Origin of the sequence: Arthrobacter ginsengisoli, from assembly GCF_031456935.1 — a bacterium.
In the GTDB taxonomy this organism is placed as follows: Bacteria; Actinomycetota; Actinomycetes; order Actinomycetales; family Micrococcaceae; genus Arthrobacter; species Arthrobacter ginsengisoli.
The window spans coordinates 1-9,385 of sequence record NZ_JAVDVQ010000047.1; the positions used below are offsets into that span (position 1 = coordinate 1).

Below are 9,385 nucleotides of genomic sequence, written 5' to 3' on the forward strand. Positions count from 1 at the left end.
GTATCTCCTAGCAACGGATGGGGCGGCGTTCGGCAGGCAGGCATGCCGCCTGCGGTGAGGCTGTCTCATGCGAAACCGGATGAGACAGCCTCAGGGCGTGAATTAGGATGTTTTGCTATGTTCCTTGCCCAAAAGGACGGCGAAGGCGCCGATCAGACACATTCCGACGAAGCAGAGCGAAATCATCCAGGTTTCGCCTCCGCCGGCTAGCACCAGGGAGGAAGCGATCAGCGGGGCGAATCCGGCGCCTACCAAGGTCGCGATTTGGTAGGACAGGGCCATCCCGGTGTACCGGGTTTCGGTGCTGAACTTTTCCGATAGGAATGCGCCCATCGGTCCATACATGAGTCCGTTGACGATCGGGTTTGCGATGATGAAGGCCAGCAGCAGGAGCAGGGTGCTTCCGTCTGACACCAGAGCGAACACTGCCCAGATTGTCAGGATCCCGCCCACGTATCCGGCCAACATCACCGGTTTCCGGCCGATGCGGTCAGAGAGTGCGGCGAACGCGGGAACGGTGAAAATCATGAGGGCGTTGGCGATGGTCACCATCCACAGGACGGTGGACTGTACGTGCCCTTGGGTGACGGCATAGGTGATGACGAATGTGGCCAGGAGTGATTGCAGGAAGAAGGGCGCGATCCCGGCCAGGGTTCCGCTCGTCAGACGGCCCGGGGAATTACGGAGTACGGAGAGGAGCGGGGCTACCTTAGTTTTGTTCTTGCCCTCTGCTACGTCGCGCAGGAACTCCGGGGATTCAGTGACCTTCGTGCGAAGGATGACTGCAATGATTACCAGGATCACGGATGCCAGGAAGGCCACTCTCCATCCCCAGGACAGAAGCTGTTCCTTGGGCATTGAGGAAAGCGCTGCAAATACCAGGGTTGCGCAGACGGCTCCGGAGGGAGCACCACTGGAAACGATGCTGGCGGCGAATCCCCTGTTCTTGGGCTGTGCGTGTTCGAGGGCCATGAGTGAGGCCCCCGCCCATTCTCCGCCGACTGCGATGCCCTGAATGACTCTGAGCAGAACCAGAAGGACAGGTGCAAGGACGCCGATAGTTGCAGTTGACGGCAGGATTCCGATTGCTATTGAGACCACGCCCATGATCATCATGGAGAGGACGAGCATCTTCTTTCGTCCCACGCGGTCACCGAAATGTCCGAAGAGGATGCCGCCCAATGGACGGGCAGCGTAACCTGCGGCCAAAGTTACGTAGGAGAGGATCACACCCAGCGCAGGGGGTACGTTCTGGAAGAATACCGTGGGAAAGATCAGTGCGGCAGCTGTTCCGTATATAAAGAAATCGTAGAATTCAACCGTTGTTCCCAGATAGCTTGCTACGGCAGCTCGCCGGGCATTTCCTTTACGGTCAACGGGTCGATCCTGCGTCACTGAAGGAGAAATGCCGTTAATTGCGTTCATGACAACCGTTTCTCAAGAGAATAATGGCGAGGAGGTTTATTCCATGGGCTAGGATGCCGTCCGGTTTAGGGTAGTAGTCGTGCATGGCTGATCTGCCTAAGCCGTGGTCTTGGTTTTGACTTCAGCAAACCGCGGCGAAAGGTCAACGCGGTCTGAATCGACTCCGTAAACGATGCGGTCCGGTCGTACGATGGCTAGCTGGGCGTTGTTGTTCTTTTGGAACCACTCCCACAGGCGGCCGACAGGATCTCCGACTTCATCGTGCCCAACGACCAGGGTTCCGGTCCGGATGCGGATGAACCGGGCACCCCATGCTTCCCAGGCGCTGAGTTCCTCAGGGGTAAGCAGCGTACGAGGGTCGGCATTAAGGCCAAAAATGCAGAGGTCCTGACCCATGTAGTCATCCAGAAGCATGCGCCCGTTCTCGGTCCCAACGTCGTAGTTGGGGAACGTCCTTCCGACGGGTGTTTTCTGGTGGTTTGGACGTGCGACGAATCCTGACTGGAAACCTGGGACCGGCTTTCCCTTCATCGAGTTCGTGTAGGATTTCAGGCCGGGAATATGCCGAATGGTTCGGAAGTAAGAGTTCCGCAGTGAGGCAAGGACAGGGTTTTTCACCTGAACGATTTTGCCAAGTTTCTCGGCGTATTTTGTTATTGCTGCCGCGTGCGGCTCACGCTCATCCTCATAGGTATCAAGAAGAGAATCCGATGCCCGGCCGTCGATCACGGCCTTCACTTTCCAAACCAGGTTGACAGTGTCGCGGATAGCGGAGGCCATACCGGCGCCGGCAAAGGCCGGCATGATATGTGCCGCGTCACCGAGCAGGAATACGCGACCCATTCTCCACTGGGTGGCCCGGCGGACATGGAAGGTGTACTGCCACGTGCGCTTTACATCCAGGTTTTCTTCGTTGATTTTAAGTGCGGGATTTCCGCTGCCTTTACGCGCCAGGTCATTGATGATGGACCAGACTTTGGACGACATTTGCCCGACGTTGTCGCCTTTGTTGATCCTCCACTCAAACCTGTGCATTCCTCCAGGGCACGGGCAGTCAACGCCCGGGCGCTTCGGGTCGCAAATGAACTTGAAGTACGGCGTGCCCTGCATCGGCTGCAGGGTCTCACCCTGGACATCAAACCAGGGATCGGGCAAGGACGTGCCCTCCATCGGGATCCCCAGGGACTTACGGATTGTGCTGCTGCCACCATCACAGGCGAAAACATACTTGCCCTCGAGGATGGTGTTCCTGTCATCAGTGGTCGACTTGATGGTGACCGTTGCGGTATCCGGGCCATTTACGACGGAGACGGCCTCATGTCCAAGAAATAGGTCCACCAGCTCGGGGTAGCGCAGGATCCCATTTCGCAGCTCTCCCTCAAGATGGGGCTGGTGGAAGAAATTACGCTGGTGGTAGCCGTTGTGAGTGATGGACGAGGCGAGACTGAGGATCTCCTTGCCCTTGGACGTGACGAACTTGGAGGTGACTCCTTCGTGCATCGCCGCCCGGATGGGTCCGACCAAACCGATTGTTTGGAAAACCCGCATGACCTCGTCGTCACATGAAATGGCGCGTTGCCTGGGAAAAACGTCTGTGTCTTTTTCAACAATCGCGATGCGGAGCCCCTGCATAGCGGCGAGATTGGCGGCCGTGACCCCGCTGGGTCCATAACCTACGATGACGATGTCGTACACGCCTCCAGGGCTCGAAGCCCTTGTATTTTCCGCTCCCATCCCATGACTCAGGTCTTGCGGGGGTGTTGCGATAGAAGTTCCCATCATTTGATCTTTCTTCTTAGGGGCCCTTGGAGAGCTAAGGGTGTTCAGGAGGGGAGGTGACGACCACACGGAAGCCGAACACTTCGGCAACCTGCATAGCTTTTACGACAGCACTTGGAGGTAGTCCGGCGGCACGGAGATCGTAGCGAGGGCTCAGCCCGCGACTTCATTGCTCATCGACTCATGCCCCCGGCGGGGCAGACGCCTGCCGGGGTCCGGCAGCGGCCCTTCAACTTGCTCGAGGTCGTGATGTGGTCCTCATCACTCATGAATATATACGAAGACTATACCTATGTCCATAGGCCAAAAATAGTTACTGGAAGTCTGATGGTTCACGGTGAGCAATGAATCTTCTCCTGAATCGTCTAAGCAGTCGTCGCCGGATAGGACTACTGGGATAGTGATAAAATTGCGTGTGAGTCTTCCAGGCAGAACTATCATGGGCGACAGGGGACACGGTTCCGCGCCCGCCCTCAGCCAGCGGCGCACGGGACCCGTAGCGGGCTAAAGTGGCCTGGTCGGAGACGGAGAAGGTACAACCGACGTCGCGGCACCGCACTACTAGGAGTTCAATGAGTCTGCGTTACGCACTGCTGGCCATCCTCAAGGCCGACGCGATGTCTGGTTACGACCTGTACAAGCACTTTGAGGCCTCGGTCGGCCATGTCTGGTACGCGCCGGACTCCCAGATTTATCCCGAACTGCGCAAAATGGAACGCGAAGGGCTCCTCGAGGGGGAGGAGTTGCCGGGCGGGCGCTCAGGAACCAAACGCCGTTACCACATCACAGCGTCAGGCAAAGAGGCCTTCGCGGCCTGGATGAACACACCCAACACATATCAGCGTGAGCGCGACCAAGTCCGCCTGCGTGCGACTTACATGGAAACCGCAGAGCCCTCGGCAGCCCGCGCCCAGCTTCGGGCACATATAGAGCACCACAGCGACCAGATCCAAGGCTGGGAGAAGATCCTTTACCAGATCGACTCCGGCACCTCCCCCATACTTAATCGTCGTCTCGAGAAAACGGCACCGCAGGACCAAGAAGGTACCCGGGCTTTTAAACGCTATGCCTACGAGGGGCTAATCCTCGATTCTGAAGCGGAAATTTCCTGGGCCCACCGGGGATTGCGGTTGCTCGACAGGCTTTACGGACCAGAAGCAGCCGCCTGAGGCCAAGGGCTCCAGTACCCTCGCCTATCCGAGACCGGAGCACACCGCCACCTCTCGGCCTTCCGGGGGAAGGGAGCTGCCAGCGCCCGTCAACAGGGTAGCGGGGATGCCAGTGTCCGCAGAATGCACGAATTGGCCGGCGCCACTACTGGCCTTCGGGAATCAAGGTTAAGATCCGGCTTCCCTGCGGGCGTATCAGCTGGCAGGAGAGGGGGATTCGATTCCCTGCGCTAAGCCCGATTCCAGGACCACGTCAACGGTTGCCTGGTAGTGGGCCCGCAACAGCGCGGCAGCCCGGTCAGCATCGCGGGCAAGCGCGGCCTCCAGAATGTCGCGGTGTTCTTTCTCGACGTCGCGTACCGCCGCCGCCTGGGACGGCGCTGCCCATCGCCGGTAAAGCTCAGTGTGATCGGCCAGGTTCGCGGCCAGCCGCGTCATCAGGGGGCATGCGCAGGCCTGGAGCAGCTTGGCGTGGAAGGCCCGGTGGGCAACAGCCCAGTCTTCGTTGATGCGGTCAGGGTCATCTTTTGTCCGGCGCGGGGTGCGGGTGAGCTCGTGGTGGGCAGCTATCAGGCTTGATTCCCAAGTGAGGCCGCCGCGTTCGATGGACAGTTTGACGGCCAGGGCTTCGGTGGTGCACCGGAGCTCCGTGATGTCGTTCAGGTCCCTGAGGTTGAGATCACGGACGAAGAATCCCCTGTTTGGCTTGATCACTACCAGGTCGTCGCCGGCCAGCCCGGTCAGGGCCTCCCGGATGACGGTCGTGCTCGTGTCGTACCGGGCTGCCAGGACGGCGGGCTGGAGTTTTCCGCCCGGTACCCATTGCGCGGCCAGAATGTCCCTCCGCACGAGGTCCATGGGGCGCGTTCCTCTGTTGTTCATCGCTTCGACTGATGCCATACAGATACTCTACCATTCTTCAAATAAAATACTATCCTTTGACAAGTAGAGTATTTGTGGTTAGCTTTGGGTGATCAGCACCACAATCCCAGGCCTCAGCGGCCGGTCTCAGGGCTGCTGATTCCCTTGATTCTTTGTTCGTCGCCGTAGGGCGCCCACCCATTGGAGCGTGGATTTATGAGTAATGCGACACCGGCCAGAGTAGCCGCCGACGTTCCGGCGCAGAGCACGGCCCAAACCCCGGAGGAACGCCGCCACATGCGCCGCGTCCTGCTGTCCAGCTACCTGGGCAGCGCTGTGGAGTTCTATGACTTCCTGGTTTATGGCACCGCTGCCAGCCTGGTATTCGGGCAGATCTTCTTCGCCCAGCTGGACCCCTTGACCGGAACCATTGCATCCTTTGGAACCCTGGCGGTCGGTTATCTTGCCCGTCCGCTCGGCGGGGCAATCTTCGGCCACTTCGGAGACCGCCTGGGCCGCAAGAAAATGCTGGTTCTGACCATGGCTCTGATGGGTGTCGCCTCGACCGCAATCGGTCTGCTCCCCACTCAGGCCCAGATCGGCGTGGCGGCGCCGCTGCTGCTCATCCTGCTGCGCGTGATCCAAGGCGTCGCGCTCGGCGGCGAATGGGGCGGTGCCACCCTGATGGCTCTGGAACACTCGAACTCGCGCCGCCGCGGTTTCTCCGCTGCAATCGTTAATGCCGGCGCCCCGACAGGGGCCGTCCTCGCCGCGGCGATCATGGGCGCATTCTCCTTGCTCTCCAAAGATGACTTCCTCGCCTGGGGCTGGCGGGTCCCGTTCCTGCTCAGCGCAGTTTTGGTCGGCCTGGCCCTGTGGATCCGTTTGGGGGTGCACGAGTCGCCGCTGTTCAAAAAGGCCCTGCAGAACGCCTCAGAGTTGAGCGTGACGAAGCGCCCAATGCCGCTGCTGGAAGTTCTCCGGCGCCCCAAGGCTGTGCTGCTGACCTGCTTTGCCGGTGCCGGCGGGTTGGCCTTCCAGACGCTGCTGGCAACCTTCGGCCTGACGTTCGCCATCCTCGGCGGTGTGGACCGTTCCGTCGCGCTCTTCGCAGCGGCAGCGGGCGGATTCGTAAATATCTTCACCCTCCCGATGTTCGGGGCGCTTTCGGACCGTCTGGGCCGCAGGCCGGTTCTGATCGGCGGATACGTCGCCGGTGCACTGCTTGCCTATCCGGTACTGCAGCTGATCGGCAGCGGGGACGCATTCCGGGTGATCATCGGCTATGTAATCGGCTACGGGCTGATTGTGGCCTGCCTCCTGGGCACACTGAGTTCCTTCATCAGTGAACAGTTTGCCACCACCTCCCGCTACACCGGGGCATCACTGGGCTACCAGCTGGCCGCTACCCTCGGCGGCGGTTTCGCACCCCTGATTTCCGCCAATATCCTCGCTGCCAGCGGCGGAAAGGATGCCACCTTCGTCGCGGTCTTTATCGGCGCAGCTTTCGTCCTGGGAGCGGTGGCAGTCCTGCTCACCCGCGAGTCCTTCCGCAAGGACCTGGCCGGTTAGATCCGGCCCCACACGTCATTACCCACACAGCCCGACCAGGGGGATACTCCTCCTGCACGAAAAGGAAAAATTCATGAACTACGCCAGCTTCACCGCCGCCGACGGATCCCCCACCTGGGGCGTCATCATCGACGCCCAGGCCTATGACCTTGGCCCCACCGGCCTGAACCTTGCTCCCACGCTGCGTGCCGCCGTCGAGCAGGGCATCTTCGGCGCCCTCGGCGAGGAATTCCGCACCGCTCCGGTCCGGCCGGAAGCTGATATTGAGTTCCTTCCGGCCATCACCGATCCGGGCAAGGTCATCTGCATCGGCGTGAACTACCGCAGCCACCAGAACGAAACGGGCAACGCAGCGCACCAGAAGGAGCAGAAGGCCCCGACCATCTTCACCCGCTTCGCTGATTCCCAGATGGGCCACCTGCAGCCGGCCCTGATGCCTGCGACGACGAATGAGTTCGACTACGAGGGCGAAATGGCCCTGGTCATCGGCAAGCAGGCCTGGCACGTCGCCGAAGATGAGGCCTTCGACTACGTCGCCGGGTACAGCGCCTACAACGACTTCAGCGTCCGCGACTGGCAGCTGGCCACCACGCAGTGGACCCCGGGCAAGAACTTCCCGGGCACCGGCGGCTTCGGCCCCTACCTGGTTCCCGCCGCCGACCTGGGCGACGTCACCAAGCTCACCCTGGAAACCCGCGTGAACGGTGACGTCCGGCAGAAGGCCTCCGTGGCGGACCTGTACTTCACCATCCCGCAGCTGATCGCCTACATCACCGGTTTCACGCCACTGTCCCCCGGAGACGTGATCGTCACTGGGACCCCCGGCGGCGTCGGCCGGTTCATGACGCCTTCCGGCCTGCTCAATGAAGGCGACGTGGTGGAAGTGGAGATCACGGGCCTGGGCGTGCTGCGCAACACGGTCGTCCCCTCGGCCTGATTCCTGATTCCCACCGTGCAGAAGGACGATTTCCCATGGACCAATTGACCGAAACCGATGTGCTGGTAATCGGAGCCGGCCCCACCGGCCTGACCACCGCCAACCTCCTGGCCGACCTCGGCGTCCGGGTCGTGCTCGTAGACAAACTCCCCGGCAGCGGGGATGAGCCCCGAGCCATCAGCGTGACCGATGAGACGCTGCGGATCATGCAGCAGATCGGCATCATGGACCGCCTCGGTCCGGAAATGCTGATGGGCACGGGCTCCAGGTACTACGGACGCAATGGCCAGCTGCTGGCCGAAGCCCGCCCGGCCGGCCGCCGGTTGGGCCAGCCCGGAAAATCCCAATTCGACCAGCCGGTCATGGAGTCGCTGCTGCTGGAAGCGGCCAGGGAGCGCAACATCGACGTCCGCTTCGGTTCCGAGGCTTTCTCCGTCCAGGACCGCGGAACCCACGCCGATGTCACCCTCATCGATGACACCGGAAAGAAGACCGTACGGGCCACCTGGGTGGTGGCCTGCGACGGCGGACGCAGCCCGGTCCGCACGCAGCTGGGCATCCCGATGGAAGGATCCACCCAGGTCCAGAAGTGGATCGTCATAGACATCCTGAACACCGGCGAGCACGAAAAATTCGCGGACTTCTACTGCAACGGCTCACGCCCCTGCGTCGTAGTTCCCGGCGTCAAGGGCAGGCGGCGCTTTGAGTTCATGCTCCTGCCCGGCGAGACTCCGGCCGAGATGACCACGCCGGAGGCGGTCGCGTCGCTCGTCAAGCCGTTTCAGGAGGTGCGCCCCGAGGACATCCGCCGGGCCGCCGTCTACGTGGCCCACCAGCGGGTGGCCCTGACCTTCCGTCAGGGCCGGGTCCTGCTGGCCGGGGACGCAGCCCATATGATGCCTCCCTTCGCGGGGCAGGGGCTCAACGCCGGGATCCGGGACGCCGCCAACCTGGCGTGGAAGGTCGCTGCCGCCGTGAAGGGGACCGGAACCGATGCGCTGATCTCGACCTACGACTCCGAACGCCGCCCGCACGCCCGGGACATGGTCAGGATCTCCCACCGCATCGGCAAGGTGGTCATGAGCACCAACCCGAAGCTCACCCCGCTCCGCGATGCCGCCATCACAGCGTCCGGGATCATCCCCTCCGTCAAAGCCTGGCTCGTCGGCATGAGATTCCTCAAGCAGCCCCATTTCACCCAGGGGTGTGTGGTGACGCCCGGCCCGGAGGTACCCAAGGCCGCAGCAGCACTGGTCGGACGATCCCTTTCCCAGCCGACCGTGGAGCTCGTCGACGGGGAGCGTGTGCCGCTGGATGAGGTCCTGGGATACGGATGGTCCATCCTGCGCGCAGGCCCTGCGGGAAAAATCCAGGTCCAGCGGATCGGCGTGGATGCACCGGCCGGGAAGCCCGGGGAGACAATCCTGGTGACCGACCTGGATGATGCATTCCTGCCGCTGGGACAGCACAACGTCAGCCTCATCGTGCGCCCGGACCGGTACGTTGCCGCCGCCTGCCTCACAGGCACGGAAAGTTCCGCCCTCGCATCCCTCGGACGGCTCGTCCCCGTCCTGGGCACACCGGCCTCACCGCCGGCAGTCCCCGCTGGCCAGCAAGCCCCCTCCCTACGCTAAGGAATATG

The 9,385-nt window shown here is 61.7% G+C and carries 7 protein-coding genes; 4 read left to right on the top strand and 3 right to left on the bottom strand.

All coding sequences use genetic code 11. The annotated features are described in order from the left end of the window. Positions 1-102: 102 nt before the first annotated feature. Together J2X01_RS21600 and J2X01_RS21605 are read right to left on the bottom strand one after the other, a co-directional pair. Positions 103-1,425 carry an MFS transporter gene (locus J2X01_RS21600; protein ID WP_310062503.1) on the bottom strand — a complete coding sequence of 441 codons (1,323 nt, stop codon included), beginning with the start codon at positions 1,423-1,425 and terminating at the stop codon, positions 103-105. 96 nt (positions 1,426-1,521) lie between these two features. Then, complete coding sequence (locus J2X01_RS21605; protein WP_310062507.1) at positions 1,522-3,120, bottom strand: FAD-dependent monooxygenase; 1,599 nt, start codon at positions 3,118-3,120, stop codon at positions 1,522-1,524. Between the two features lie 656 nt (positions 3,121-3,776). On the opposite strand from J2X01_RS21605, the gene J2X01_RS21610 reads away from it, so the two are divergent. Beyond that, positions 3,777-4,373, top strand: coding sequence for a PadR family transcriptional regulator (locus J2X01_RS21610; RefSeq protein ID WP_310062510.1), 597 nt, complete (start codon positions 3,777-3,779; stop codon positions 4,371-4,373). A 195-nt stretch (positions 4,374-4,568) separates the two neighbouring features. On the opposite strand, the gene J2X01_RS21615 is transcribed toward J2X01_RS21610, so the two are convergent. After that, entirely contained in the window at positions 4,569-5,273 is a 705-nt protein-coding gene (locus J2X01_RS21615) for a GntR family transcriptional regulator (RefSeq protein ID WP_310062513.1), read from the bottom strand. 177 nt (positions 5,274-5,450) lie between these two features. Here J2X01_RS21615 and J2X01_RS21620 point away from each other — a divergent pair, with 177 nt between their 5' ends. The 3 genes from J2X01_RS21620 to J2X01_RS21630 all read left to right on the top strand — a co-directional run bounded on the left by J2X01_RS21620 (position 5,451) and on the right by J2X01_RS21630 (position 9,377). After that, entirely contained in the window at positions 5,451-6,806 is a 1,356-nt protein-coding gene (locus tag J2X01_RS21620; RefSeq protein WP_310062516.1) for an MFS transporter, read from the top strand. Positions 6,807-6,879: 73 nt separating this feature from the next. Beyond that, positions 6,880-7,743, top strand: a complete 864-nt coding sequence (locus tag J2X01_RS21625) for a fumarylacetoacetate hydrolase family protein (protein ID WP_310062519.1) — start codon at positions 6,880-6,882, stop codon at positions 7,741-7,743. Between the two features lie 35 nt (positions 7,744-7,778). Further along, entirely contained in the window at positions 7,779-9,377 is a 1,599-nt protein-coding gene (locus J2X01_RS21630; protein WP_310062521.1) for a bifunctional 3-(3-hydroxy-phenyl)propionate/3-hydroxycinnamic acid hydroxylase, read from the top strand. Positions 9,378-9,385 lie beyond the last annotated feature (8 nt).